We start from the raw sequence: 26,461 nt of genomic DNA on the forward strand, positions 1-26,461 counted from the left end.
CGACGACGTCGAGCCCGGTGGCCTCGGCGCGGGCCCTCGCGTGGTCAGGCCCGGTGCTCTCACCGGGCCTGACCACGCGATCCGGCCCGGATCCGTCACACGGCAGTACCCACCCGGATCCGGTGCGCTAGAACCCACACCATGAACGACTACGTCGACACCTACTGCGAACGGCTGGCCCCCGGACTGTGGGGCGAGCCGCTCAACGCGTTCAGCAACCTCGCGTTCCTGCTCGCCGCGGCGGTCCTGTGGTTCCGCTACCGGCCCGTGGAGCGGAGCATGCGGGCGCTGGTGGTGCTGCTCGCGCTGATCGGGGTGGGCAGCCTGTCGTTCCACACGGCGGCCACCGAGCTGACGCGCGTGTTCGACGTGCTGTTCATCGCGCTGTTCGTGTTCTTCTACGTCGTCTGCTTCGGCCGCTGGTTCTGGGGCCTGTCGTGGCCGAAGGCGTGGCTGTTCGCGCCCGGCCTCGCCCTGCTGGGCGCGGTGCTGCTCCCGGTGTCGCTGCTCGTGCCCGCCGGGTCCGGCTCCTACCTGGCCGCCGGGGTCGCGCTGGCCGGGTTGGCCGTGGCGCTGCGCTTCTCCGGACCGGAGGGCGCGCGGCACCACTGGCGGGCGTTCGCGCTCGCCGCCGTGGTGTTCGCGGTGTCGCTGACGCTGCGGACCGTCGACCTCAGCGCGTGCCCCGGTCTGCCCTCGGGAACGCACTACCTGTGGCACCTGCTGAACGCCGTCGTCCTCTACCTGGTCGCGCGCGAGGCGCTGGTGCGGGTCAGTCCTCCTCGATGAGGGCGGGCAGGCGGCCCGCCCTCACCTCGGCCACCAGTTCGGCGTGGTCGGCCTCGGTCTGGTCGGCGTAGCCGAACGCGTACTTCGCGAACGCCTCGTCCAGTTCCTCGCCGTCGCGCTCGCAGTAGCCCGCGAGCAGCCGCGGGTCGACGGACCGGGTGTGCGCGCGGGCCAGCAGCGCGCCCGCGAAGCGCCCGTAGTCGTCCAGGTCGTCGCGCTTGAGCGTGGTCGCGTCGATCTCGCCCTTGCGGTTGCGGAACTGGCGGACGATGTAGTCGCGGCCGTCGATGGTGGTCCAGCCGAGCAGGATGTCCGTCTCCGCCTGCACCATCCTGGCGCCGTGGACGATCCGCTTGCCCTGGTGCTTGCTCGGCGGCACGTCCAGGAACGGCTCCAGCGCCGACGGCCTCGCCTCCTTCACCTGGAGGACGAGCGCCTCGTCGCCGTTGCCGTGCAGCAGGACCAGGTAGTTGCGCAGGCCGACGCTGCCCGTGCCGACGACGCGGAAGGCCACGTCCGACACGCCGTAGCGCATGATCAGGTTGCGGCGGGACTCGCGCAGCGTGTCCACGTAGGACGGCAGCGCGGCGACCACCTCGTCCGCGGTCTTCTCGGTGACCCTGGTCAGCACCGGCGGGTCGGCGATGAACCGCCAGTGCTCGCCCTCCTTGCGGGTCCACTTCGCGGCGACCCTCGCGCTGGTGTTCTTGCGCGCCTTGGACGCGGCCCTGCTGAACTCGTCGACCAGGTCCTTCGCCTTGGCCTTGGTCAGCACCGACTCGTCGCCGAGCGCGCTCCACGAGTCCAGGAACGGCAGCTCCGCCATGTGCCTCATCGCGCCCCGGTAGGCCCGCACGGCGTCCTCGACGGCGTCGCGGCAGCCCTTCTCCGACACCCCGCCCTCGCGGCCCGCCAGCACGAGGCTGGTCGTGAGCCTCTTCAGGTCCCACTCCCACGGCCCCGGCAGGGTCTCGTCGAAGTCGTTGACGTCCATGACGATCTGGCCCTCGGGCGTCCCGTACAGGCCGAAGTTCGCCGCGTGCGCGTCGCCGCACAGCTGGACGTCCACCCCGCTGCGCGGGCTCACCGCCAGGTCGCCCGCCATCAGGCCCGCGCTGCCGCGGAAGAACGAGAACGGCGACGCGATCATCCGCCCGATGCGCAGCGGGACCAGCGTCTCCAGCCTGCCCTCGTTGCTCGCGCGCACGTAGTCCGGGATGGACGGCCGGTCGACCGCGAGCAGCACCTCGCGGTGCGCCCGGTGCCCGACGGCCGCCCGCAGCGCGCGACCGGCCGCGTAGACCTCCTCCGGTTCGGTCCACCGGCCCAGCGCCGCCGCCGCCTCCGCACGAACCCGTTCACCCATGAACGGCATCATGCAACGCGAACGGGCACCTCACGAGGTGTATGACGCATCGTGAGGTGCCCGCGTGCCGATCGTGACTACCGCCCGACGACCTCGGCGATGGCGTCCACGCCCCGGTCGATCTCCTCCGCGGTGATCACCAGGGGAGGGGCGACGCGCAGCGTCGAGTCGTGCGTCTCCTTGCACAGCACGCCCCGCGCGGCCAGCGCCTCGGACGCCTCCCGGCCCTTCGGACCGCCCGGCGCGATCTCCACGCCCGCCCACAGGCCGCGACCGCGGACCTCGGCCACGCCGCGGCCGACGAGGTCGCCCAGCCGGGAGTGCAGGTAGCCGCCCAGCTCGCGGGAGCGCTCCTGGTACTCGCCGGTGGCCAGCAGCTTCACGACCGCGCGCCCGACGGCGCAGGCCAGCGGGTTGCCGCCGAAGGTCGAGCCGTGCTCGCCCGGCTTGAGCACGCCCAGCACCGACCGGTCGCCGACCACGGCCGACACCGGCACGATCCCGCCGCCGAGCGCCTTGCCCAGCGTGTACAGGTCGGCGCGCACGCCCGCGTGGTCCAGCGCCAGCAGCTCGCCGGTCCGGCCGAGACCGGACTGGATCTCGTCGGCGATCATCAGCACGGAGTTCTCGTCGCAGATCCGCCGCACGGCCGCCAGGTAGCCCTCGGGCGGCACGACGATCCCCGCCTCGCCCTGGACGGGTTCGATCAGCACGGCGGCGGTCCGCTCGGTGACGGCGTCGCGCAGCGCCCGCTCGTCGCCGTAGGGGACGACCGAGAAGCCGGGGGTGAACGGGCCGAAGTCGGCGCGCGCCACCTCGTCGGTCGAGAACGAGACGATGGTCGTCGTGCGGCCGTGGAAGTTCGCCCCCGCGACGACGATCTCCGCCGTGCCCGCCGGGACGCCCTTGACCTGGTAGGCCCACTTGCGGGCCACCTTGATCGCGGACTCGACGGCCTCGGCGCCGGAGTTCATCGCCAGCACCATCTCGGTGCCCGTCAGCTCGGCCAGCTCGCGGCAGAACAGGCCGAACTGGTCGTGGTGGAACGCGCGGCTGGTGAGCGTGACGCGGCCGAGCTGCTCCACGGCCGCGGCGATCAGCGCGGGGTGGCGGTGGCCGAAGTTGAGGGACGAGTAGCCGGAGAGGAAGTCCAGGTAGCGACGACCGTCCACGTCCGTCACCCACGCGCCCTCGCCGTGGGAGATCACGACCGGCAGCGGGTGGTAGTTGTGCGTGCTCCAGTGCTCGTCCAGCGCGATGAGGTCGGCCCCGCTGGTCGGGGCCTCTGTGGTGGGAGCGGCGATGGCGGTCATAGGACAAGGCTAAGGGTGCGATGGCGGCGATTTCATCCGTCAGGCGTTGCGCAGATGTCAGGTTTCTTGCGCAAATGGAATGATCGGCGGAGATCCGTTGCGTACCGAGCGAAGTGATCACGTCCTGGCTACCCTGCGACGATGGCGAAGAAGTCGGCGCACGTCCGCTCGATTCGCGACGTGCTCAGGATTCACCCGGAAGGGGTCGACCTCGCGAAGGTCGACCCGGCCGCCGCACCGGTCGGCCCCACCACCAAGGCCGAGGCCGCGAAGGACCTGGAGGCGATCGGGGTCGAGCTGGACCGGCTCCAGGAGAACCTCTACGCCGAGGGCGTCGGCGGCGGGCGTCGGCGGGTGCTGGTCGTGCTCCAGGGCATGGACACCTCCGGCAAGGGCGGCACGATCAGCCACGTCGCGGGGCTGATGAACCCGCAGGGCCTGCGCGTCGTGTCGTTCAAGAAGCCGACCCGCGCCGAGCTGTCGCACGACTTCCTGTGGCGGATCCGCCGCCAGGTCCCCGGTCCTGGGCTGATCGGCTTCTTCGACCGGTCGCACTACGAGGACGTGCTGGTGCCCAGGGTCGACAAGCTCGTGCCGCCGTCGACGTGGCGGGCCAGGTACAGGCAGATCAACGACTTCGAGGCCGAGCTGGCCGAGTCGGGCGTGACGATCCTGAAGTGCTTCCTGCACATCTCGCCGGAGCGGCAGAAGGAGCGGCTCGTCGCCCGGCTCCGGACGCCGGAGAAGCTCTGGAAGTACAACCCGTCCGACCTCGCGGTGCGGGCCAAGTGGTCGCTCTACCAGCAGGCGTACGCGGACCTCCTGGTCACGTGCTCCACCGACGTCGCCCCCTGGTTCGCCGTGCCGTCCGACCGCAAGTGGTACCGCAACTGGGCCGTGGCCCAACTGCTCCTGCGGACGATGCGCGACCTGGCGCCCACGTATCCTGAGCCGGCGTACGACCCGGCGGTCGAGCTGGCCCGTCTGACCGAGGCGGATCCGTTGCGGTAGGCGCAATCTTCGTTGCATCCCTTGTCGGGGCGCAGTGGTCTAGGCCACTGTGGTCCTGCCGCCAGGATCAACGGAGGTGTGCCAGTGGTGATCGACAGGCGACGGTTCCTCGGAGCCATGGGTGTGGGGGCAGGGATGCTGGTGACCGGCGAAGCCGCTGCGGCGCAACCACGTGCGGAGTCCCGCGTGTACCTCGGGACCTACACGACGTGGCCGGGCGGGGGCACCGGGATCGGGCTGGCCGCCTACGACCAGACCACCGGGCAGCTCCGCTCGACCGGCGTCTTCCCCGGCGTGGCCAACCCCTCGTTCGTCATCGAGTCCGGCCGCACCCTCTACGCGGTGAACGAGCAGGGCAACGGGTCCGTCACGGCCGTCGCCGTCGGCGCGGGCGGCGGGCTGCGGATCATCAACGCGCAGAGCACCGGCGGAGCCGACCCGTGCCACCTGGCGCTCGACCCCTCCGGCAGGTACCTGCTCTCCGCGAACTACTCGTCCGGCAGCGTCTCGGTGCACCCGGTGAAGGCCGACGGCGGGCTGGGCGCGCGCACGGACCTGGTGACCCACCAGGGGTCCGGACCGGACCGCGAGCGCCAGGAAGGCCCGCACGCCCACCAGGTGCTGCCCGACCCCGCGGGCGAGCACCTGCTCGCCGTGGACCTCGGCACCGACTCCGTCTACAGCTACCGCCTCGACACCGGCACCGGGAAGCTCCAGCTGGTCAGCACCGCGACGGTGCGGCCGGGCGCCGGGCCCCGGCACCTCGCGTTCCACCCGACCGGGACGTTCGCCTACATCGCGAACGAGCTGGACTCGACCGTCGTGGCCGCGGCCTACGACCCGGAGAGCGGCGTGCTGACGCCCGGCGAGGCGGTGCGGACCGTGCCCGAGGGGACGCCCGCGACGCCGCGCAACTACCCGGCCGAGGTCGTCGTGTCGCAGGACGGTCGGTTCGCGTACCTGTCCAACCGCGGCCACGACAGCGTGGCGCTGTTCGCCGTCGAGGACGGCGGCGCGCGGCTGCGGCTCGTCGAGACCGTGCCCACCGGCGGCGAGTACCCGCGGCACATCACGTTCGACCCGACCGGGCGATTCCTGTTCGCCGCCAACCAGAACTCCAGCACCGTGACCTCGTTCGCCGTCGACCAGGCCACCGGCCGGTTGACGGCGGCGGGCACACCGCTGTCGTCGCCGATCCCGGTGTGCGTGGTGCCCACCCGGCTGGGTTAACGGGCTTCCGGAGCGACTGTCCACAGTGGTACCGCTAGGGCATGGGTATCGCCGCGGCGTTGGTGTTGAGCTTGGTCATGGTCCCCGCTCCGGTGGCGCAGGAGTACGTCGCGCTGGGCGACTCCTACGCCGCCGGTGTCGGGACCGGGGGAACGGGGGAGTGCGGGCGCAGCGACGCCGCGTACCCCAGGCTGTGGGAGAAGGCGCACGCGCCCGCTGACTTCGTGTTCGCCGCGTGCTCCGGGGCCGTCGTGCAGGACGTGCTGGACGGTCAGATGGCGTCCCTGTCGTCGGAGACGACGCTGGTGACGGTGACCGTCGGGGGGAACGACGTCGGGTTCGTGGACGTGATGACCACGTGCACGCTGAGTTCGGACCGGGCGTGCGAGCAGGCCGCCGGACGGGCGGGCGAGGTGATCCGCGGCGAGATGCCGGGGCGGTTGGGGCGGTTGCTGGGGGCGGTCGTGGACCGGGCTCCCGCTGCCGATGTCGTGGTGCTGGGGTACCCGCGGTTGTTCGAGACCGGGGTGTGCGTGGGCGGGTTGTCCGAGGCGAAGCGGGCCGCGGTGAACTCCGGGGCGGATCTGCTGGCCGAGGTGACCGCCGAGGCCGCCGCCGCGGCAGGGGTGGAGTTCGTGGACGTGCGGGGGGTGTTCGCCGGGCACGGGGTGTGCGGGGTGGAGCCCTGGGTGCACGCGGTCACGTTGCCCGTCGGGGATTCCTACCACCCGAACCGGTTGGGGCAGGGTGGGTACTTCCGGGCCTTGGAGGGGGCGGTCTAGGGGCGCTGGTCCCCCTGGTGTTCTCGGTCCCGTCGGACCAGGTGGTCGACCGGTCTTGGTCCGCGGAAGCCCGTGGCCCGCCTTGAGCGTTTGGCCTGTGCGGTGCTTTGTTGTGATGATGGCGATGTGGAATCTGCGGGTGGGTTGCGGAAGGTGTCGGCCACTCGGTACGTGACGCCCTTCCGTGAAGGTGGGTCGCTGCCAGGGCTGGTCGAGGCTGATGACCTCGGGATGTACGTGCTCAAGTTTCGCGGGGCGGGCCAGGGGATCAAGGCGCTCGTTGCCGAGGTCGTCGTCGGCGAGTTGGCTCGGCGGCTCGGGTTTCGGGTTCCTGAGATCGTCCTGGTCGACCTCGACCCCGAGTTGGCGCGGTCCGAGCCCGATGAGGAGGTCCAGGACCTCCTCCGGGCCAGTGGTGGGGTGAACCTCGGGCTGGACTACCTGCCCGGTTCCTTCGACTACAACCCCGTTGTGCGGGAGCCCGACGTCGAGCTGGCCACGCGGCTGCTGTGGCTCGACGCGCTGGTGTTGAACGTCGACCGCAGTTGGCGGAATCCGAACACGTTGTTGTGGCACCGGCAGTTGTGGTTGATCGACCACGGTGCCGCGTTGTACTTCCACCACGGGTGGCGTGCGGATCGGTTCCCCGCCGAGGCGTACCGGTTCGACGCCGGCGACCACCTGATGCTGCCGTTCGCCGGGCCGTTGGCCGGCGTCGACGGTGAGTTGGCCGCCCTGGTGACGCCGGGGCTGCTGCGGGAGGTCCTGGCGCTGGTTCCCGACGAGTGGTTGGCGCGGGACCAGGTGTTCTCCGGTGCCGCCGCCGTTCGCGAGGCCTACCTGGCGTACTTCGCCGCTCGTCTCGCCGGGCCCCGTGCGTGGGTCGAGGCGTTGGAGGTGGCGCGTGCCGCACGTGTTTGAGTACGCCGTGCTGCGGGCCGTGCCCCGTGTCGAGCGCGGTGAGTTCGTGAACGTCGGGGTGCTGCTCTACTGCCCCGACTTGGACTTCCTGCGCGCGGAGACCTTTGTGGACGTCGACCGGGTGCGGGCGCTCGACCCGACCGCTGACGTCGAGGTGCTGGAGGCGGCCCTGCGGCACCTCGGGGAGTCGTGCGACGGGGCCGAGGTGGCCGGACCGGTGTCCGGGACTTCCCGCGGGCAGCGGTTCCGGTGGTTGACGGCCCCGCGGAGCACGGTGATCCAGACGTCGCCGACGCACACCGGGTTCACCACCGATCCCCTGGGCGAGGTGAACCGGTTGCTCACGGCGCTCGTACTGCCCCTGAGTGGCTAAGGTGGCAACCTCTCCGCCCGCCCCGCGTCTCTTAGGGGCAAGAGCGGTTGACCGGAGCATCCATCCAGATCGGGGTTGGCGAACATGAGCGCTGGATACCAGCAGGGGTACCAGCAACCGCCCGCGCGCAGGCCGATGCCGCAGCGGCGCAAGGTGAAGAAGGGCCGGGTGTTCCTGGCCGTGGTCTTCGTGTTGTTGCTGGTACTGGTCGGTCTGTACTTCTACGTCGACTCGTCGCTGCGGCGGTCGAACGCGCTGCCGGACTACGAGGGGCGCCCCGCCGACACACCCGGCACCAACTGGTTGCTGGTGGGGTCGGACGCGCGCGACGACCTGACCCAGGAGCAGAAGGACGAGCTGTCGACCGGTGACGCGGGCGGCAAGCGGACCGACACCATCATGCTCCTGCACATCCCTTCCGGTTCCGGGAAGTCGACGCTGGTGAGCCTGCCGCGCGACTCCTATGTGGACATTCCGGGCAACGGGAAGAACAAGATCAACGCCGCGTTCTCGCTCGGTGGCGCGCCGCTGCTGGCGCAGACCGTCGAGGGCGTGACCGGGATCCACCTCGACCACTACATGGAGATCGGCTTCGGCGGGTTCGCGGGCATCGTGGACGCCGTCGGCGGCGTCGACATGTGCATCGACGAGCCGATGCAGGACCCGCTGGCGGGTCTGGACCTCCAGCCCGGCTGCCAGGAGCTGAACGGCACGCAGGCGCTCGGGTTCGTGCGCACGCGGGCGTTCGCCACCGCCGACCTCCAGCGGGTGCAGAACCAGCGCGAGTTCCTGTCCGCGCTGTCGGACCGGGCGACGAGCCCCGGCACGCTGCTGAACCCGTTCCGCGCGTTCCCGCTGCTGTTCGCGAGCACCGACTCCATCTCGGTGGACGACGACGACAGCCTGTTCAACCTGGGCGGGCTCGCGTTCGGCATGGGCGGCGGCGTCGACACGGCGACCGTGCCCATCGGCGGCACGCCGACGCTCGACGGCGTCGGGTCGGTCGTGCAGTGGGACCGGGAGAACGCACTGCGCCTGTTCGGCGCGTTGGAGAAGGACGAGCCGGTCCCCGCGGACCTGCTCCAGCAGCCCGGCTAGTCGCTGATCAGCTGGCGATCGGGCCGTCGAGCTCCTGCTCGGCGGCCTTGTCGTCTTCCTCGGCCGCCCTCTTCGCCTTGCTGGCCGCCATGATGCCGTCCAGTTCGCGCATGAGGTCGTCGTAGATCGGTGTCAATGACATTGAGTTACCCCCAAGTACGTGGTCGTCCCCCGAACGGATCAATGAACTGTACTCATGGAAGCGGGCTGACATCACCACGTATTGACTAAGCCGATCGTCACACCGCTAACTGTTGGCTAAACACATGAAGCAATACGCCGTTATGTGCTGGTCACACATGTGCTGACCCGGCGGCCCCTCACTAGCGTCATTCGCATGAACAGTGGGCTCCGTCACACCAGCGACGACCTCGCGGGCCGCACGGCACTCGTCACGGGCGCGGGCGGCGGCATCGGCCGCGCCTGCGCCCTCGTGCTGAGCGAGGCGGGCGCGAAGGTCCACCTCGTCGACCGGGACGCCGACGCGGTGCGCGCGGTGGCCGTCGAGACGGGCGGCACGGAGCACGTGGTCGACCTGTCCGACGCCGACCCGGCCCGTGACCTGCCCCGCGAGGTCGACATCCTGGTCAACAACGCCGGGCTCCAGCACGTCGCGCCGATCCACGAGTTCCCGCCCGAGCGGTTCGAGCTGATCCAGCGGGTCATGCTCACCGCCCCGTTCCTGCTGATGCGGCACTGCCTGCCGCACATGCGGGCACGGGGCTGGGGCCGGATCGTCAACCTCACCAGCGTCCACGGCCTGCGCGCCAGCCCGTTCAAAGCCGCCTACGTGGCCGCGAAGCACGGCCTGGAGGGCCTGAGCAAGGTCGCCGCGCTGGAGGGCGCCGAGCACGGCGTGACCAGCAACTGCGTGAGCCCCGGCTACGTGCGCACCCCGCTGGTGGAGGGGCAGGTCGCCGACCAGGCCCGCGCGCACGGCATCGGGGAGGACCGGGTGCTCGCCGAGGTCATGCTCCAGCGCACGGCCGTCAAGCGGCTCATCGAACCCGAGGACGTCGCCGCGACCGTGCTGTGGTTGTGCGGCAGGCACTCCGGGCACGTCACCGGCTCCACGTTCACGATCGACGGCGGCTGGACCGCCCAGTAGACGCCCCGCAAGTCCGCCCCGACGAAGTGGTGACCCCATGACTACCGCAGCTCCCAGAAAACCCATCATCAAGGTGGTGGCGGCCAGCCTGATCGGAACCACGATCGAGTGGTACGACTTCTTCCTCTACGGCTCCGCCGCCGCGCTGGTGTTCAACAAGCTGTTCTTCCCCAGCGTGGACCCGCTGACCGGCACCCTGCTGGCGTTCACCACCTACGCCATCGGCTTCCTCGCGAGGCCGCTGGGCGGGGTGGTGTTCGGGCACTTCGGCGACAAGGTCGGTCGCAAGAAGCTGCTCGTGGTGGCCCTGGTCCTCATGGGCGGGGCCACGTTCGCGATGGGCCTGCTGCCGACCTACGCCACCATCGGCGTCGCCGCACCGCTGCTGCTGACGCTGCTCCGCCTGGTGCAGGGCTTCGCGCTCGGTGGCGAGTGGGGCGGCGCGGTGCTGATCGTGTCCGAGCACGGCGACGCCGGGCGGCGCGGCTTCTGGGCGTCCTGGCCGCAGGCCGGGGTGCCGCTGGGCAACCTGCTCGCCACGGCGGTGCTCGCCGTGCTGGCCGCCGTGCAGAGCGATGAGACGTTCCTGGCGTGGGGCTGGCGCGTGCCGTTCCTGCTGTCCGGTCTGCTGGTCGTGATCGGGCTGTGGATCCGGCTGACCGTCAGCGAGTCGCCGATCTTCCTGGAGGCGCAGCGCAAGGCGGAGCTGCGGAAGTCCCCGGTCGTGGAGAAGGCGCCGATCGTCACGCTGCTGCGGCTGCACTGGCGCGAGGTGCTGATCGCGATGGGCGCCCGGATGGGCGAGAACGTGTCGTACTACGTGATCACGGCGTTCATCCTCGTCTACCTCACCGGTCCGCTCGGCCTGTCGAAGTCCTACGGCCTCAACGCGGTGCTGATCGCCTCGGTTGTCCACTTCGTCTCGATCCCGCTGTGGGGAGCGCTGTCCGACCGCGTCGGCCGCCGCTCGGTGTACCTGTTCGGCGCGGTCGGCGTCGGCGTGTGGATCTTCCTGTTCTTCGCGCTGCTGGACACGAGGTCGTTCGGCGCGATCGTGCTGGCCACGTCCGTCGGCCTGCTGCTGCACGGCGCGATGTACGGCCCGCAGGCCGCGTTCTTCTCCGAGCTGTTCGGCACGAGGGTCCGCTACTCCGGCGCGTCGGTCGGCTACCAGCTCGCGTCCATCGTGGCGGGCGCGCTCGCGCCGCTCATCGCCACGGCGCTGCTCAAGTCGTACGGCAGCACCGTGCCGGTCGCGCTGTACGTCGGGTTCGCGTGCCTGCTCAGCGTCATCGCCGTCGTGGTCGCGAAGGAGACCAGGGGCGTGTCGCTGGAGAAGTCCGCCGACGAGGCCGCCGAAGTGTCAGCATGACGCCATGACCGACCCGGTGGAGCACCTGCTCGAACTGCTCGCCCAGGACGCGGGCAGCGAGCGGCTCGCGCAGGTGCTCCCCGCGGCGCGGGCCGCGGGGGCGAGCGACGAGGAACTGGACCGGGTCGAGCGCGCCGCGGAGTGGGCGTTGGAGATCCGCCGCACGCTCACCGAGCACCGGCGCCGCGAGGCCGAGCTGGAGGCGCTGTTCGACACCGCCAGCGACCTCGCGGGCGCGCGCGACCCGGACGCGGTGCTGCGGTCGATCGTCCGCCGGGCCCGGCTGCTGCTCGGCACGGACGTCGCGTACCTGAGCATGAACGAACCCGCCGCGCACGGCACGTACATGCGGGTCACCGACGGGTCGGTGTCCGCGCTGTTCCAGGAGGTCCGGCTGGGCATGGGCGAGGGGCTCGGCGGGCTCGTCGCGCAGACCGCCCGGCCCTACGCCACCGCCGACTACTTCGCCGACCTGCGCTTCAACCACACCTCGCCGATCGACACCGCCGTGCGGGACGAGGGGCTGGTCGCGATCCTCGGCGTGCCGCTGACGCTGGGCAGCCGGGTGATCGGCGTCCTGTACGCGGCCAACCGCACGCCGCGGCGGTTCCCGCCCGACGAGGTGGCGCTGCTGTCGTCGCTCGCCGACCACGCGGCCATCGCGCTCGACACCGCCCACCTGCTGGAGGAGACGCGGGTCGCGCTGCGGGAGCGCAACGAGGCCAACGAGGTGATCCGCGCGCAGAGCGAGGACATGCGCCGCGCCGAGGAGGCCCACGACCGGCTCGCGGACCTGGTGCTGCGCGGCGCCGACCTGCCCGAGGTGGCGGCGGCCGTGGCGAAGGTGCTCGGCGGCTCGATCGCGGTGCACGACGGCGAGATGGGCGAGCTGGCCAGGATCGGCGTCACGAAGAGGACCCCGCCCCGGTCGGCGGTGAACGCCTCCCGAGCGACCGGACGGGCGGTCGCCCAGGACGGCACGTGGGTGTGCGCGGTGCTGGCCGGGCGCGAGCTGCTGGGGAGCATCACGCTGACCGGCAGACCCGACCTGGAAGACGCCGACCGGAGGCTGTTCGAACGCGCCAGCGTCGTGACGGCGCTGCTGCTGCTGTTGCGCCGCAGCGTGGCCGAGGCGGAGAACAAGGTCCGCGGCGAGCTGATCACCGACCTGCTGACCGTGCCTGCCCGCGACCCGGCGGGGCTCGTCGCGCGGGCTCGGCGGGTCGGCGTCGAGCTGGGCGTGCCGCACGTGGTCCTGGTCGCCGACGGTGCTCCCCGCGACCGGCTCCTCGCCGCCGCCGCGCACCTCGCGTCGACCGGCCGCGGGCTCGCGGGCGTGCACGGCGACCACGTCGTGCTGCTGCTGCCCGGAACGACCGCGGGCGCCGCCGCCACCGAGACCGCACGGGTGCTCGGCAAGGCGACGGGCGTCCCCGTGACGGTCGGCGCGGGCGGCCCTGCCGCAGGCCCCGAGCAGGTCGTCGCCGCGCACGCGGAAGCCGCCCGCTGCCTGTCCGCGCTGCTGGTGCTCGACCGGCGCGGCCAGGGCGGCACACCCGCCGACCTCGGGTTCGTCGGCGTGCTGCTGGGCGAACGCGCGGACGTGGCCGGGTACGTGCGCACGACACTGGGTCCGCTGCTGGACTACGACGCCGTGCGCGGCACCGAACTCGTGCGGACCCTCGCCGCCTACTTCTCCTGCGGCGCGAACCTCAGCCGCGCCAAGGAGGAGCTGCACGTGCACGTCAACACGGTGGTGCAGCGGCTCGACCGCGTCGCGACGCTGCTCGGCGACGACTGGCAGTCACCCGAACGCGTGCTGGAGATCCAGCTCGCGCTGCGCCTGCTGCTGCTCACCCGGTCGCGGCACTAGCCCAACGCGCAGTCGACGGGGGAGACGGTCGCCGGGCGGGCGATCGTGGCCGACGCGGGTGGGCGGCCACCGCCGAGCCAGCGCTCCAGCGCGGTGAAAGCCGTGCGGTGGCACGGGGTCAGGGGGCGGAGCCGGTCGGGGAAGGCGTCGTAGAGCGAGTCGACGTGCGTGCCGCCCTCGATCCGGTAGTAGCGGAACAGCCTGCCGCGTCCCGCGTCCTCGACCATCCCGGCGTACACGTCGGAGTCCTGGTCGATCGGCAGCAGCCCGTCCAGCGTGCCGTGCAGCGTCAGCAGGGGCTTGCCGATCCGGCCGGTCAGCGCGATCTTCCGCACGGCGCGCTGCGCCCGCGGCCGGTCCGCGTAGGCGTAGTCCGCCTCCGCGCCCCCGTAGTCGGGGTCGAGCGCCTCGCGGTAGATCCGCTGCGTCAGCTCCCAGTAGTGCTGGCGGTAGAACGGCCACAGGAACTCCGACGCGGCCGGGAACACCGGTTCACCGCGCAGCGCGGGCGGCAGGAACGTCAGCAGGTTCGGCCCCTCCTCCCGCCACAGCACGCCCTCCCAGTCGACACCGCCGTCGTACAGCTCGGGGTGGTTCTCCAGCTGCCACCGCACCAGGTACCCGCCGTTGGACAGCCCGGTCGCGATCGTGCGGTTCGCCGCGCGGCAGTAGTGCTGCCGCACCAGCGCCTTCGTCGCGCGCGTCAGCTGCGCGACCCGGTGGTTCCACTCCACGATCGCGTCCCCGCCGCGGTAGAACTCCACGCCGGTGTTGCCCTTGTCGGTCGCCGCGAACGCGTACCCGCGCTCCAGCACCCAGTCGCTGATCGCCCGGTCGTTCGCGTACTGCTCCCGCACCCCCGGCGACCCGGAGACCACCAGTCCGCCGTTCCACCGCTTCGGCAGCCGGATCACGAACTGCGAGTCGTGGTTCCAGCCGTTGTTGGTGTTGGACGTGGAGCCGTCGGGGAAGTACCCGTCGACCTGCGTCCCCGGCACCGGTGCGGGCGCGGGCAGCCCGGCGGGCGTCAACCCGGCCCAGTCGGCCGGGTCCGTCAGCCCACCGGCCGTGGTCAGGTCGTCGGTCTTCCGGGTTTGCTGGTGCTCCGCGCCGGGCACGCGGAGCGGTCCGCACCGGCTCGCCTGGTCGGCGGTGGCGGGAGCGGCGGTGGTGAGGAGCAGGGCTGCGGCGAGCGGAACGACGATGTTCACGTCGCCGACCGTAGAGCCGGGACCGTTGGCGGGTAATGGTTCCGGCCACCACATCGACGGCGCGGGATGTGGCGGCCAGTTCCATCGCGCCCGTCGACGGCGCTTCCCTACCGTGAGGTGCGGACAAGGAGGTCCGCATGCGCATCATCGCTCTGGTCCTGATCCTGCTCACGACCACGACGCCGTCCGCACACGCCGCGACCGTCACCGAGGTGACCGGGTTCGGCACCAACCCCGGCAACCTCAGGATGTTCCGCTACGTCCCCGACGGCCTGCCCGCGGGCCGTCCGCTGGTGGTCGCCCTGCACGGCTGCACCCAGGACGCCGCGGGCTACGGCACCGCGTCCGGCTGGGTGTCGCTGGCCGACCGCTACCGGTTCTCCGTGCTGCTGCCGCAGCAGCAGACCGCCAACAACCTCAACAGGTGCTTCACCTGGTTCCAGGCGGCGGACACCACCCGCGGTCAGGGTGAGGTGGCGTCCATCGCCCAGATGGTCACGAAGATGGCCGCCGGTCCCGCCTACGTCAGCGGCCTGTCGGCGGGCGGCGCCATGACGTCGGTCCTGCTCGCCGCCTACCCGGAGACCTTCCGCGGCGGCGGTGTCGTCGCCGGTGTCCCGTTCGGCTGCGCCACGTCCGTCCTCGACGCCTACACCTGCATGAACCCCGGCAAGAACCTCACCCCGGCGCAGTGGGGCGACAGGGTCCGCGCCGCGACCCCGTTCTCCGGCACCCGCCCGCCCGTGACCATCTGGCACGGCACGGCCGACTACACCGTCGCCGTCGCCAACCAGCGGGAACTCGTCGAGCAGTGGACCAACGCCCTCGGCACCGACGCCGTCGCCGACACGACCGACACCGTCGCAGGCCACCCCCACGCCGTGTACCGCGACGCCTCCGGGGCCGCCGTCGTGGAGACGCACACCGTCACCGGGATGGGCCACGGCCAGCCGGTCGACCCCGGCACCGGCACCCAGCAGTGCGGAACCGCGGGCGCCTACGTGCTGGACGTCAACGCCTGCGCCGCCTGGCACCTGGCGCACGGGTGGGGTCTGGCCGGCTAGCCCGGTCGGTGCGGGGCCCCTGTGCCGGGGCTCCGCACCGCTGAGGGCGGGTGCTCACCGCGTCCGCGGACTGCCGAGCCGCGTTCGGCGGCGGCAGAGATCACGCTGCACGAGGTTGTGCGTGGCGTCGGGTGGTGCGAGGACGGCTCAGACCGGTTTGGCGGCCGACCAGAGCGCGGTGAAGGCGGACCGCGCCGGCACGACCGCGTCCTCGACTGACGGCCGCGTGGAGCTCCCCCGGCGCGGGGAGGCTCCACCGGTGGATCAGTCGCCGCGGATCAGGTCCGCCGCTCGTTCGCCGATCATCAGCACCGTCACCATCGGGTTCACGGTCGGCATCGTCGGGAACACCGAAGCGTCCACCACCCTCAACCCCTCCAACCCGATCACCTTCAACGACGGGTCCACCACGGAACCGATCGCGCACGTCCCCGCCGGGTGGTACACGGTGTGCGCGGCACGACGGCCGTACTCCGACAGGTCCTCGTCGGACGTCACCGACGGACCGGGTGCGACCTCGCGCTTGAGCCACGACCTCAACGGCTCCTGGGCGGCGATCTCGCGGGCGATGCGGAACCCGTCGACCAGCGTCTGCTCGTCGTACCCGTCCGGGTGGGTGAAGTAGCCGAAGTCCAGCGCCGGCTTCACGGTGGGGTCCGCGCTGGTGAGCCACATCCGGCCTGCGCTGTGCGGTCGGGGGATGTTCGGGGTCATGCACACGCCGTGCTCGACGACCGGGTAGCCGAGGCGTTCGGTGTTGGCGGTGAACGGGATTTGGTAGAAGTGGAACATGAGGTCCGGGCGGGGGTCGGACTCGTCGCGGCGGACGAACAGGCCCGCGTCGGAGTCCATCACCGAGTTGAGCGGGATCGGGCCGTCGGTCTCCCAGACGATCACCGACTCCGGGTGGTCCAGCAGGTTCTCGCCGACACCCGGCAGGTCGTGCACGACGTCGATGCCCAGGGCGGACAGGTCCGCGGCGGGGCCGACGCCGGACAGCATCAGCAGCCGGGGCGTGTCGATCGCGCCCGCGCACAGCAGCACCTCGCGGCGGGCGGAGACGGCACCCGCCGACGTGTCGACGCCGACGGCCCGTCCGTCCACGAAGGACACCCGCGAGACCCACGTCTCCAGCATCAGGGTCAGGTTGGGCCGGGTGAGGATCGGGTGCAGGTACGCCGTGGACGCGGAGGAGCGGTGGCCGGTATCCGGGTGGTAGGCGACCGAGAAGAACCCGGTGCCGTCGGCGAACGGCTTGGCGTTGAAGTCCTCGACCTCCGGAACGCCCAGCGCCGCCTTGGCCGCCGCGATGAAGTCCAGCGCGATCGGGTTCCGGTCGGCCTCGGCCACCGGGATGATGTTGTTGAGCAGCCTGTCGTAGTACGGGCCGAACGTGTCCCAGTCCCAGCCGGGCCCCCAGGAGGCCACGTCCTGCGGGAACGGCACGAAGCTGATCAGCGTGTTGTGCGAGGAGCAGCCGCCGAGCACGCGGGCGCGCGAGTGGCGGATGTGGGAGTTGCCGCGCGGCTGCTCGACGGTGGGGTAGTCGTAGTCCAGTTCCGAGCCGAGCAGGTTGATCCAGTTGCGCAGTTCGAGCACCCGCGGGTCGTCCACGTCGCTCGGGCCGCCCTCGACGACGCACACCGTCACCGACGGGTCCTCCGACAGCCTGGCCGCGAGGACCGAGCCCGCCGTGCCACCGCCGACGATGACGTAGTCGTACTCAGGCATCGGAGCTCCTCGCGAACCAGTTCTGGGCCGTGGGCTTGAGGTTCTGGTAGACGTGCTTCGGTTCGCAGTACTCGTGCAGGCCGCTGGGCCCGAGTTCGCGGCCGATGCCGGACCGCTTGAAGCCGCCCCACTCCGCCTGCGGCAGGTACGGGCCGAAGTCGTTGATCCACACGGTGCCGTGGCGCAGCTTGCGCGCGACCCACTGGGCCTTCTCCAGGTCCTGCGTCCAGACACCGCCAGCGAGGCCGTACTCGGTGTCGTTGCCCAGGAACACCGCCTCCTCCCGCGTGCTGAAGCGCTCGGCGGTGATGATGGGGCCGAAGGTCTCCTCCCGCACCACCCTCATCTCACGGGTGCAGTCCGCGAACACGGTGGGGCGGAAGAAGAAGCCGTCCCGCAACTCCGGTTCGGAGGGCCGCTCGCCACCCGCGAGGAGCCGCGCGCCCTCGGCGAGGCCGACCGCCACGTACCCCTCGACCTTGGCCCGGTGCTCGGCCGACACCAGCGGGCCGCTCTCCGAGGCCTCGTCGAACCCGTTGCCCAGCCGGACCAGGTCGGCGCGGCGCGCGACCTCGGCGACGAAGTCGTCGTACACCGGGTCCTGCACGATGAGCCTCGTGCCCGACGAGCACACCTGGCCCGCGTGGAAGAACGCGGCCGTGAGGGCGTGGTCGACGGCGGTGTCCAGGTCGGCGTCGGCGAACACGATGTTCGGGTTCTTGCCGCCCAGCTCCAGCGCGACCTTCTTCAACGACGTCGCCGCCGCCCGCGCGATGTACTGCCCGACGGCGAGGCTGCCGGTGAACGAGACCAGGTCGACGTCGTCGCTCTCCACGAGCACCGAGCCGACCTCGGGACCGGTGCCCAGCACGAGGTTCGCGACGCCCGCGGGCACCCCGGCCTCGGCCAGGAGCTCGAACAGCTTGATGGTCGACAGCGGCGTGATCTCACTCGGCTTGGCGACGAACGTGTTGCCCGCCAACAACGCGGGCGCGATCTTCCACGACACCTGGAGCAGCGGGTAGTTCCACGGCGCGATCATCGCGCACACGCCGACGGGGTCGTGGTCGACGCGGCTGATCACGTCCGGGCCCGCGCCGGTCACGACGCGCGGGTGGATCGCGCCCGCCAGGTTGCCGTAGTAGCGGAACACCGCCGCCACGTCGTCGACGTCGATCCTGCTCTCCACCAGCGTCTTGCCGGTGTCGAGGGTCTCGGTGCGGGCGATGTCCTCCTTAGCCCGGTCGAGCAGGTCCGCCACGTGGTTCAGCACGGCGGCGCGGTGCTCGGGACTGGTCGACGACCAGCCGCCGTCGTCGAACGCGCGCCGGGCCGCGGCGACGGCGGCCCTGGCGTCCGCCGCCGTGCCCTCCGCCACGGTGGCGACCACGCTCCGGTCGAAGGGGTTGATCACCTCGCGTTCGGCGCCGCTGCTCGACCCGACCCACCGGCCGTCGATGTACAGCTTCGACACGAGCGTCGCCTCCTCGGGAGATGGACTGATCGTTTCACCGTTCCCGCAGGCGGAGGGTCCTGTCAAGCCGGCCTCAGGGGGCCGGTGTGGACAGTGGGGCCGTCCCGAGCCGCCTGCGCAGCCGCGTGAAGTGCCGGGCGTCGTTCATCGCCACCACCCCGACGACCACGTCGTCGCGCACGTACACGGCGGCGAACTTGCGGTCAGCCGGAGTGCCGTCGACGTAGCGGACCTCGTCGTAGAGGTGCGTCTCGCCGATGAACTGGATGCGCACGCCGTACTGGTCGGACCAGAAGTAGCCCGGCCGGTCGTGCAGTTCCACGGTCGTGCCCGCGAGCAGGTTCCGCACGGCCACCGACGCCTGCTCGGCGGCGCTGGTCCAGTGCTCGTGCCGCTGGCCGCTCCACCGGGCCACGTCGCCGACCGCGACCACGCCGGGCACGCTCGTGACACCGCCCTGGTCGCACAGGACGCCGTTGCCGATCGCCACGCCCGAGCCCGCGAGCCACCCGGTCGCGGGGTGCGCGCCGACGCCCGCGACGACCAGGTCGGCGGGCAGCACCTCCCCGTCGGTCAGCACGACACCGGACGGGGACACGTGGTCCACGCCGACGCCGCAGCGCAGCCGCACGCCGTGGTCGAGGTGCAGTTCGCCGCACACCGCGCCGATCTCCGGCCCGAGCACCCGCCCCAGCGGGATCGGCAGCACCTCCACCACGGTCACGTCGAGGCCGAGCCTGCGGGCCGTGGACGCCACCTCGGCGCCGATGAAGCCCGCGCCGATCACCACGAGCCGGCGCGCGCCGCCGGTCAGCGCGGCCCGCAGCCGCTCGGCGTCGTCGAGCGTCCGCAGCGCGAGGGTGCCGGGCAGCGTCCTGGGCTCGCCGCCGGTCGCGACCACCACGCCGTCGGCGGTGAGGGTCGAGCCGTCGGACAGGTGGACCTCGCGGGTGGCGGCGTCGAGCCGGTCCGCGCGCACGCCCAGCCGCCAGTCGGCGTCGAGGGCGGCCAGCGCGTCGGGGGCGGCGAGCGCCAGCGACGCGCGGTCAGCCGTGCCGAGCAGGAAGTCCTTCGACAGCGGAGGCCGGTCGTACGGCTCGTGCGGCTCGTCGCCGATGACGACCAGTCGGCCGTCGAAACCCTGTGCGCGCAACGCTTCCGCGGACCGGAGTCCGGCGAGCGAGGCACCGATGACCGCGATGGTCCTCACGCCACGTCCTGCTGGGCCTCGGTGTTGACGTACACGACGCCGTCGAGCACGACGACCGGGTAGGTGCGGACCGGCCTCTTCGCGGGCGGCCCGCTGGGCAGACCGGTGCGCAGGTCGAACGAGGAGGCGTGCAGCGGGCACTCCACCCGGCAGTCCTCCAGCCAGCCGTCCGCGAGGGAGGCGTCCTGGTGGGTGCAGGTGTCGTCGACGGCGTACAGCTCGCCCTCGGCGTTGAACACCGCGATGGGCACGTGCGCCACGACGCGGACCGCCTCGCCGGGAGGGAGGTCGATGACGGTGCAGACGCGGATCATGGGGCGCCTCCGTTGCGCGATGCAGAACACGACCTGGATAACGCAACAAATGTGAGGCTGGCGGGGTCCGCCGTCAAGAGGTTCGCCTGGTTGGCCCAGGCCCGGTTTACCCAGTGGTTACTGTTGCGCCATGAGCAACTCGGACGCAGATCGGGGAACGGTGGCTCAGGTCCAGTCCGTGGACCGCGCCATCAGCGTGCTGGAGATGCTGGCGCACGGCGAAGCGGGCATCACCGAAATCGCTGGTGAGCTGGGTGTGCACAAGTCCACGGCGTCCAGACTCGTGAGCGTGCTGGAGTCCCGCGGTCTCGTCGAGCAGCTCGGCGAACGGGGCAAGTACGCGATCGGCTTCGGGATCGTCCGGCTCGCGGGCGCGGCGACCGGACGCATGGACCTCACCAAGTTGGGGCAGCCGACGTGCCAAACGCTCGCGGACGAGTTCGGCGAGACGGTGAACATCGCCGTGGCGGACCAGGGCGTCGCCATCAACATCACCCAGGCGCGGGGGTCGGCCGCGATCAGCGCGCAGAACTGGATCGGCCAGCGCACGCCGCTGCACGCCACGTCCAGCGGCAAGGTGCTGCTCGCGTTCATGCCGCCCGAGGAGCGCAACCGCCTCCTCGGCCTGCCGCTGGACCGGTACACGCCGCGCACGGTCGTGGAGCCGGAGGAGCTGGCCGGGGAGCTGGACCGGATCGCGGTCGACGGCTTCGCGGCCTGCTACGAGGAGCTGGAACTCGGCCTGCACGCGGTGGCCGTGCCGATCAGGGGGCAGCGTGGCGAGGTGATCGCCGCGATGAGCGCCTCCGGCCCGTCCTACCGGCTGTCGCGGCAGCGGGTGAGGCAGATCGTGGCCCCCATGGCGGACTGCGCCTCGGAGCTGTCCGCGCAGCTCGGGTACTTCGCCGACTAGTCCCGCGACGATCTTGAACCCCGTTTCACGTGGTGAGACGGGGTTCTTGTCGTTTTGTCCCATTACTTGCGAGTAGCGGCCGAACGCCACGGTCCGGGCCTGGAACTACTCGGATGGAGGGATTGACATCGGGGAGCGCTGGGCGCAGCTTGTTGCAGAAGGCGGAACACCCAGCGCCTTACGCAACTCCGGTGGGAGGGCACAGATGGCGGGTCGTCCACGGGTGGTCATCGTCGGCGCGGGCATCGTGGGGTGCGCGCTGGCCGACGAGCTGACCGAGCGGGGCTGGACCGACGTCACGGTCCTGGAGCAGGGGCCGCTGTTCGCCACGGGCGGGTCCAGCTCGCACGCGCCGGGGCTGGTCTTCCAGACCACGGGCAACAAGACCATGACCGAGTTCGCGAGCTACACCGCGCGCAAGTACGGCGAACTCGGCTGCTTCGACGCCGTGGGCGGTCTGGAGGTCGCGACCACGCCGGAGCGGCTGACCGAGCTGAAGCGGCGGCACGGCTGGGCCACCTCGTGGGGCGTTCGGACGTCGCTGGTCTCGCCGGAGGAGTGCGTCGCGCTGCACCCGCTGCTCGACGCGACCAAGGTGCTCGGCGGGTTCCACATCCCCACCGACGGGCTCGCGAAACCCGTTGCGGCGGCCCGGGCCCAGGCGGAACGGGCCATCGCGCGCGGAGCGCGGTTCGTGCCGCACCAGAGGGTCACCGCCGTCGAGCGCGCCGCGGGGCGGGTCACCGGCGTGACCACCGAGACCGGCACGGTCAAGGCCGACGTCGTGGTGTCGTGCGCCGGGATGTGGGGGCCGCTGCTCGGGGACATGGTCGACCTGGTCGTCCCGCTCGTGCCGATGGCGCACCAGTACGCGAGGACCACGGCGCTGCCGACCGGCGAGGTCGGCGGCCCGATCCTGCGCCACCAGGACGCCGACCTGTACTTCCGCGGCCACGGCGACCGGCTCGGCATCGGCGCCTACGGGCACCGGCCGATGCCGATCGACCCGCGCGAGATCGGCGACCCGCGGTTCACCAGGTCGATGGCGTCCGAGCGGCTGTTCACGCCGGAGGACTTCGAGGACTCGTGGGCCGCCGCGGTCGACCTGCTGCCCGTGCTGGCGGAGTCCAAGGTGGACGACGGCATCAACGGCCTGTTCTCGTTCACCACCGACGGGATGCCGCTGCTCGGCGAACACCCCGACCTGGACGGGTTCTGGGTCGCCGAAGCCGTGTGGATCACGCACTCCGCGGGCGTCGCGCGGGCCGTCGCGGAGTGGCTGGTCGACGGCCAGCCGAAGCAGGACCTGCACTCCGCCGACCTCAACCGGTTCGAGGACGTGCAGCTCGCGCCCGACTACGTGCGCAAGCGCAGCTGCCAGAACTTCGTGGAGGTCTACGACGTCCTGCACCCGTTGCAGCCCCTGGAGGACCCGCGTCCGCTGCGCACCACCCCGTTCCACGAACGGCAGCAGGCGCTCGGCGCGGTGTTCCTCGAGGGCGCGGGCTGGGAGCGGGCGCACTGGTACGAGGCCAACGCAGACCTGCCCGAGGTCGCGGACGTCCCCGCGCGCAACGAGTGGGCGTCCCGCTTCTGGTCGCCGATCGCGGGCGCCGAGGCGCTGGTCACCCGCAGCCGCGTGGCGATGTTCGACATGACCCCGTTGAAGCGCCTGGAGGTCACGGGACCGGGTGCGCTCGACTTCCTCCAGACCATGACCACCAACAACCTCGCCCGCAAACCCGGTGCGGTCACCTACACGCTGCTGCTCGGCGAGGACGGCGGTGTCCGCAGCGACCTCACCGTGGCGCGGTTGGGGGAGAACCGGTTCCAGGTCGGCGCGAACGGCAACCTCGACCTGGACTGGCTGACCCGGCACCTGCCGGGCAGCGGCAGCGTCCAGGTCCGCGACACCACCGCGGGCACCTGCTGCGTCGGCCTCTGGGGCCCGCTGGCCCGCGACCTGGTCGAGCCGGTCTCCACACTGGACACCCGGCTCGGCTACTTCAAGGCGCAGCGGGCGTTCGTCGGCAACGTGCCGGTGACCGCGCTGCGGCTGTCCTACGTGGGCGAGCTGGGCTGGGAGCTGTACACGACGGCCGACCTGGGCCGGGAGCTGTGGGACACGCTGTGGGAGGCGGGGCGGGCCCACGGCGTGATCGCGGCGGGGCGCGGCGCGTTCGCCAGCCTGCGGCTGGAGAAGGGCTACCGGGCCTGGGGCACGGACATGACCACAGAGCACGACCCCTACGAGGCGGGCGTCGGGTTCGCGGTGCGGATGGACAAGGGCTACTTCGTCGGCCGCGACGCCCTCGCCGCCAGGACCCAGACCCGCAAGCTGACCTGCCTGACCATCGCCGACCCGCACGCCGTGGTGCTCGGCAACGAGCCGGTGCACGTCGACGGCGCTCCCGCCGGGTACGTGACCAGCGCAGCCTACGGCTACACGACCGGCGTGAACATCGCCTACGCGTGGCTGCCCGCCGAGCACGCGGAGCCCGGCCGGGCGGTGGAGGTCGAGTACTTCGGCGAGCGCGTGCCCGCCGTCGTCGCCGAGGAACCCCTGTTCGACCCGAAGATGACCCGGTTGAGGAGCTGACGCCGTGCCGGACACCCATGACGTCATCGTGATCGGCCTCGGCGGGATGGGCAGCGCCGCGGCGTACCGCCTCGCCGAACGCGGCCTGCGCGTGCTCGGCCTGGAGAGGTTCGCGCCCGTGCACACGCGGGGCTCCAGCCACGGCGGGTCGCGCATCACCCGCCAGGCCTACTTCGAGGACCCCGCGTACGTGCCGCTGCTGCTGCGCGCGCACGAGATGTGGGACCAGGTCGAGGCCGACTCCGGGCGGGAGGTCTTCCACCGGGTCGGCGGGATCATGGTCGGACGGCCGGAGTCGCGCACGGTCTCCGGCAGCCTGCGGTCCGCGCGCGAGTGGGACCTGCCGCACGAGCTGCTCGACGCGGCCGAGATCCGCCGCCGCTTCCCGACCATGCGACCCACCGACGAGGACGTCGCCCTCTACGAGGCGGGCGCCGGGCTCGTGGTCCCGGAGACCAGCGTCGGCGCGCACCTCGACCTCGCGACCAGGGCGGGTGCCGACCTGCGCTTCGAGGAGGAGGTGCTGTCCTGGACCGCTGACGGCGGGGTCGAGGTGGTGACGTCGAAGGGCACCCACCGCGCCGGGCAGCTGGTGATCTGCCCCGGCGCGTGGGCACCCGTCCTGCTCGCCGACCTCGGCGTCCCGTTCGTGATCGAGCGCCAGGTCCAGTACTGGTTCGAACCGGCGGGCGGTGCCGAGCCGTTCCTGCCCGACCGGCACCCCGTCTACATCTGGGAGAACCACGGGGGCCGCCAGTTCTACGGCTTCCCCGCGCACAACGGGGTCGACGGCGGCGTGAAGGTCGCGTTCTTCCGCGGCGGCGACCCGTGCGGCCCGGACACCGTCGACCGCGTCGTGCACGACCACGAGGTCGCCGCGATGGCCGACTTCGTGGGCCGGGCGATGCCCACCCTGCCCGGCACCTTCCTGCGCGCCGCGACCTGCATGTACACCAACACCGCCGACGAGCACTTCGTCATCGCCCGCCACCCGGCCCACGAGGCGGTCGTCGTCGCGTGCGGCTTCTCGGGCCACGGCTTCAAGTTCGTGCCCGTCGTCGGCGAGATCGTCGCCGACCTCGTCGTGGACGGCACGACCGACCACCCCATCGCCCTGTTCGACCCCGCCCGGCTGACCGGCCCGGCCGAGAAGGTGGCCACGAGATGACCGCGACCGAGCAGCCGAGCAGCCTGATCTCCACCCTGGCCGGCCACTACTACACCGACCCGGCCGTCTTCGCCGCCGAGCAGGCCCGCATCTTCGAGCGGATGTGGTTCTGCGCCGTCCGCGGCTCGGACGTGCCGAACCCCGGCGACTTCCGCACGGTCGTGGTCGGCCGCGAGAGCGTCATCGTGTCCCGCGCGCGCGACGGCTCGCTCAAGGCGTTCCTCAACGTCTGCCGCCACCGCGGCGCCCGGCTGTGCACCACCGAGTCCGGCTCCGTGAAGCGCGCCTTCCAGTGCTCGTACCACGCCTGGACCTACGGGCTGGACGGCAAGCTGATCGCCGCGCCCAACCTCACGTCCATGCCGGACGTCGACCGCGTCGAGTACGGTCTCACCGCGGTGCACCTGCGAGAATGGCTCGGCTACGCCTGGATCACCCTCGCGGAGGACCCGCCCTCCTTCGCCGACACCGTGCAGCACGCCGTCACCGAGCGCCTTGGCGAGCTCAGCGCCATCGACGGCTACGAGATCGACGAACTAGAGGTCGGCCGCCGCATCAGATACGAGGTGAAGGCGAATTGGAAGCTCATCATCGAGAACTTCATGGAGTGCTACCACTGCGCCACGATCCATCCCGAACTGACCGAGGTGCTGCCCGAATTCGCGGATGGGTACGCCGCTCAGTACTACGTGGGACATGGCGCCGAGTTCGGGTCGGAGATCAGCGGCTTCACCGTGGACGGCAGTGAGGGGTTCGACAAGCTGGCGGGCGTCAGCGACGACCAGGACCGGCGCTACTACGCCATCACCATCCGCCCGCAGGTCTTCATCAACCTCGTGCCCGATCACGTGATCATCCACCGGATGTACCCGATGGCGCCGGATCTCACGATCGTGGAGTGCGATTGGCTGTATGCCACACAGGTGGTGGCGGAAGGCCGCGACGTCTCCCGCTCGGTCGAGTTGTTCCACCGGGTGAACGAACAGGACTTCGACGCCTGTGAGCGATGCCAGCCCGCCATGTCGTCACGCGCCTATGCCAACGGCGGTGTACTTGTGCCCTCGGAACACCACATCGGGCAGTTTCACGATTGGGTCGAACGGGTACTCGGGTGACGGTCCGAGGTTCGCTCGGCTAGGGGATGGACCGTCCCCCTGGTGGGGGTGAACGCTGCTCTGGTGATGGAGCAACGGCGCTCGCAGGTCTCGGACGAAGACCTGGTACTCATTCGACGGATTCAGCACCTCGTGCGACGTGCTGAGCGAACAGCCCACGACCACTCGAACTTCGTCGGGCCCCCACCCTCCCAGGAACACCTGGACCTGCTGGCGGAGATCCGCGCGCTCACCGAGTCCCACCTGTCGGTGACGTCGAGGTCGATGATGCCCGTGCAGGCCGAGCCTGCCGGGGAGAAGCGGATCGGCTCGTCGGTGGTTCGGTTCCCCTGAGATCCGGTCGCCCCGGCGGTGATACCGCCGGGGGATCGGAACGGGTGACGTGGGGTGGCGTTCGGGTGAGGGGGGTTGTGGGGGTCGTGTTCG

Annotated in this window: 24 protein-coding genes; 16 read left to right on the forward strand and 8 right to left on the reverse strand. The window is 71.5% G+C overall.

All coding sequences use genetic code 11. The features are described from left to right. Positions 1 to 141 precede the first annotated feature (141 nt). Complete coding sequence (locus VFZ92_RS09440; protein ID WP_330875448.1) at positions 142 to 789, forward strand: ceramidase domain-containing protein; 648 nt, start codon at positions 142 to 144, stop codon at positions 787 to 789. On the opposite strand, the gene VFZ92_RS09445 is transcribed toward VFZ92_RS09440, so the two are convergent. Together VFZ92_RS09445 and rocD are read right to left on the reverse strand one after the other, a co-directional pair. Next, positions 773 to 2,155, reverse strand: a complete 1,383-nt coding sequence (locus VFZ92_RS09445) for a DUF2252 domain-containing protein (protein ID WP_330875449.1) — start codon at positions 2,153 to 2,155, stop codon at positions 773 to 775. The two genes, VFZ92_RS09440 and VFZ92_RS09445, sit on opposite strands and share 17 nt — an antisense overlap. Before the next feature lie 77 nt (positions 2,156 to 2,232). Continuing rightward, positions 2,233 to 3,468, reverse strand: a complete 1,236-nt coding sequence (gene rocD, locus VFZ92_RS09450; protein ID WP_330875450.1) for an ornithine--oxo-acid transaminase — start codon at positions 3,466 to 3,468, stop codon at positions 2,233 to 2,235. A gap of 141 nt (positions 3,469 to 3,609) precedes the next feature. Here rocD and VFZ92_RS09455 point away from each other — a divergent pair, with 141 nt between their 5' ends. The 6 genes from VFZ92_RS09455 (at position 3,610) to VFZ92_RS09480 (ending at position 8,883) form a co-directional block, all read left to right on the forward strand. Then, positions 3,610 to 4,479 (forward strand): PPK2 family polyphosphate kinase, encoded by an 870-nt coding sequence (locus VFZ92_RS09455; RefSeq protein WP_330875451.1) that lies wholly within the window; start codon positions 3,610 to 3,612, stop codon positions 4,477 to 4,479. 186 nt (positions 4,480 to 4,665) lie between these two features. Then, the gene (locus VFZ92_RS09460) at positions 4,666 to 5,709 is read left to right on the forward strand and encodes a lactonase family protein (protein ID WP_330875452.1); all 1,044 of its coding nucleotides are present in this window, start codon (positions 4,666 to 4,668) and stop codon (positions 5,707 to 5,709) included. Positions 5,710 to 5,750: 41 nt separating this feature from the next. After that, positions 5,751 to 6,491: an SGNH/GDSL hydrolase family protein gene (locus VFZ92_RS09465; RefSeq protein ID WP_330875453.1), complete on the forward strand. Its 741-nt coding sequence runs from the start codon at positions 5,751 to 5,753 to the stop codon at positions 6,489 to 6,491. Between the two features lie 171 nt (positions 6,492 to 6,662). Next, a complete protein-coding gene (locus VFZ92_RS09470; protein ID WP_330875454.1) occupies positions 6,663 to 7,412 on the forward strand; it encodes a HipA family kinase in 750 nt (249 codons plus the stop codon). Beyond that, positions 7,396 to 7,785, forward strand: a complete 390-nt coding sequence (locus tag VFZ92_RS09475) for a DUF3037 domain-containing protein (protein WP_330875455.1) — start codon at positions 7,396 to 7,398, stop codon at positions 7,783 to 7,785. Before VFZ92_RS09470 ends, VFZ92_RS09475 begins: the two co-directional genes overlap by 17 nt. Before the next feature lie 84 nt (positions 7,786 to 7,869). Further along, entirely contained in the window at positions 7,870 to 8,883 is a 1,014-nt protein-coding gene (locus tag VFZ92_RS09480; protein ID WP_330875456.1) for an LCP family protein, read from the forward strand. Between the two features lie 7 nt (positions 8,884 to 8,890). Here VFZ92_RS09480 and VFZ92_RS09485 read toward each other — a convergent pair whose 3' ends face one another. Next, entirely contained in the window at positions 8,891 to 9,025 is a 135-nt protein-coding gene (locus VFZ92_RS09485) for a hypothetical protein (protein ID WP_330875457.1), read from the reverse strand. A 195-nt stretch (positions 9,026 to 9,220) separates the two neighbouring features. Between VFZ92_RS09485 and VFZ92_RS09490 the strand changes: the two genes are divergently transcribed. From VFZ92_RS09490 to VFZ92_RS09500, 3 genes are read left to right on the forward strand one after another with little or no spacing between them, the layout of a single operon-like run. Continuing rightward, on the forward strand, positions 9,221 to 9,991 hold the full coding sequence (locus VFZ92_RS09490; RefSeq protein ID WP_330875458.1) for a 3-hydroxybutyrate dehydrogenase: 771 nt from the start codon (positions 9,221 to 9,223) through the stop codon (positions 9,989 to 9,991). Between the two features lie 37 nt (positions 9,992 to 10,028). After that, the gene (locus VFZ92_RS09495) at positions 10,029 to 11,363 is read left to right on the forward strand and encodes an MFS transporter (RefSeq protein WP_330875459.1); all 1,335 of its coding nucleotides are present in this window, start codon (positions 10,029 to 10,031) and stop codon (positions 11,361 to 11,363) included. A 4-nt stretch (positions 11,364 to 11,367) separates the two neighbouring features. Continuing rightward, complete coding sequence (locus VFZ92_RS09500; RefSeq protein WP_330875460.1) at positions 11,368 to 13,236, forward strand: helix-turn-helix domain-containing protein; 1,869 nt, start codon at positions 11,368 to 11,370, stop codon at positions 13,234 to 13,236. Here VFZ92_RS09500 and VFZ92_RS09505 read toward each other — a convergent pair. Beyond that, entirely contained in the window at positions 13,233 to 14,447 is a 1,215-nt protein-coding gene (locus tag VFZ92_RS09505; protein ID WP_414719849.1) for an alpha/beta hydrolase family protein, read from the reverse strand. The genes VFZ92_RS09500 and VFZ92_RS09505 overlap by 4 nt on opposite strands. Before the next feature lie 137 nt (positions 14,448 to 14,584). Between VFZ92_RS09505 and VFZ92_RS09510 the strand changes: the two genes are divergently transcribed. Beyond that, positions 14,585 to 15,511, forward strand: a complete 927-nt coding sequence (locus VFZ92_RS09510; RefSeq protein ID WP_330875461.1) for a PHB depolymerase family esterase — start codon at positions 14,585 to 14,587, stop codon at positions 15,509 to 15,511. Between the two features lie 264 nt (positions 15,512 to 15,775). Here VFZ92_RS09510 and VFZ92_RS09515 read toward each other — a convergent pair whose 3' ends face one another. From VFZ92_RS09515 to VFZ92_RS09530, 4 genes are all read right to left on the reverse strand, one after another. Next, positions 15,776 to 17,242 (reverse strand): GMC family oxidoreductase, encoded by a 1,467-nt coding sequence (locus VFZ92_RS09515; protein ID WP_330875462.1) that lies wholly within the window; start codon positions 17,240 to 17,242, stop codon positions 15,776 to 15,778. After that, the gene (locus tag VFZ92_RS09520) at positions 17,235 to 18,716 is read right to left on the reverse strand and encodes an aldehyde dehydrogenase family protein (RefSeq protein ID WP_330875463.1); all 1,482 of its coding nucleotides are present in this window, start codon (positions 18,714 to 18,716) and stop codon (positions 17,235 to 17,237) included. Before VFZ92_RS09520 ends, VFZ92_RS09515 begins: the two co-directional genes overlap by 8 nt. A gap of 73 nt (positions 18,717 to 18,789) precedes the next feature. After that, positions 18,790 to 19,926: an NAD(P)/FAD-dependent oxidoreductase gene (locus tag VFZ92_RS09525; RefSeq protein ID WP_330875464.1), complete on the reverse strand. Its 1,137-nt coding sequence runs from the start codon at positions 19,924 to 19,926 to the stop codon at positions 18,790 to 18,792. Continuing rightward, the gene (locus tag VFZ92_RS09530; protein ID WP_330875465.1) at positions 19,923 to 20,240 is read right to left on the reverse strand and encodes a bifunctional 3-phenylpropionate/cinnamic acid dioxygenase ferredoxin subunit; all 318 of its coding nucleotides are present in this window, start codon (positions 20,238 to 20,240) and stop codon (positions 19,923 to 19,925) included. The genes VFZ92_RS09525 and VFZ92_RS09530 overlap by 4 nt, the downstream gene beginning before the upstream one ends. Positions 20,241 to 20,370: 130 nt before the next feature. Between VFZ92_RS09530 and VFZ92_RS09535 the strand changes: the two genes are divergently transcribed. The 5 genes from VFZ92_RS09535 to VFZ92_RS09555 all read left to right on the forward strand — a co-directional run bounded on the left by VFZ92_RS09535 (position 20,371) and on the right by VFZ92_RS09555 (position 26,368). After that, positions 20,371 to 21,153, forward strand: a complete 783-nt coding sequence (locus VFZ92_RS09535; RefSeq protein ID WP_330875466.1) for an IclR family transcriptional regulator — start codon at positions 20,371 to 20,373, stop codon at positions 21,151 to 21,153. Positions 21,154 to 21,358: 205 nt separating this feature from the next. Further along, positions 21,359 to 23,752, forward strand: coding sequence for an FAD-dependent oxidoreductase (locus tag VFZ92_RS09540; RefSeq protein ID WP_330875467.1), 2,394 nt, complete (start codon positions 21,359 to 21,361; stop codon positions 23,750 to 23,752). Positions 23,753 to 23,756: 4 nt separating this feature from the next. Beyond that, entirely contained in the window at positions 23,757 to 24,920 is a 1,164-nt protein-coding gene (solA, locus tag VFZ92_RS09545; protein ID WP_330875468.1) for an N-methyl-L-tryptophan oxidase, read from the forward strand. Further along, positions 24,917 to 26,035, forward strand: a complete 1,119-nt coding sequence (locus tag VFZ92_RS09550) for an aromatic ring-hydroxylating dioxygenase subunit alpha (protein ID WP_330875469.1) — start codon at positions 24,917 to 24,919, stop codon at positions 26,033 to 26,035. The genes solA and VFZ92_RS09550 overlap by 4 nt, the downstream gene beginning before the upstream one ends. A gap of 132 nt (positions 26,036 to 26,167) precedes the next feature. Then, the gene (locus VFZ92_RS09555) at positions 26,168 to 26,368 is read left to right on the forward strand and encodes a hypothetical protein (RefSeq protein ID WP_330875470.1); all 201 of its coding nucleotides are present in this window, start codon (positions 26,168 to 26,170) and stop codon (positions 26,366 to 26,368) included. The last annotated feature ends 93 nt before the right edge of the window (positions 26,369 to 26,461 follow it).

It is taken from the genome of Umezawaea sp., from assembly GCF_036375055.1.
Taxonomy (GTDB): Bacteria; Actinomycetota; Actinomycetes; order Mycobacteriales; family Pseudonocardiaceae; genus Umezawaea.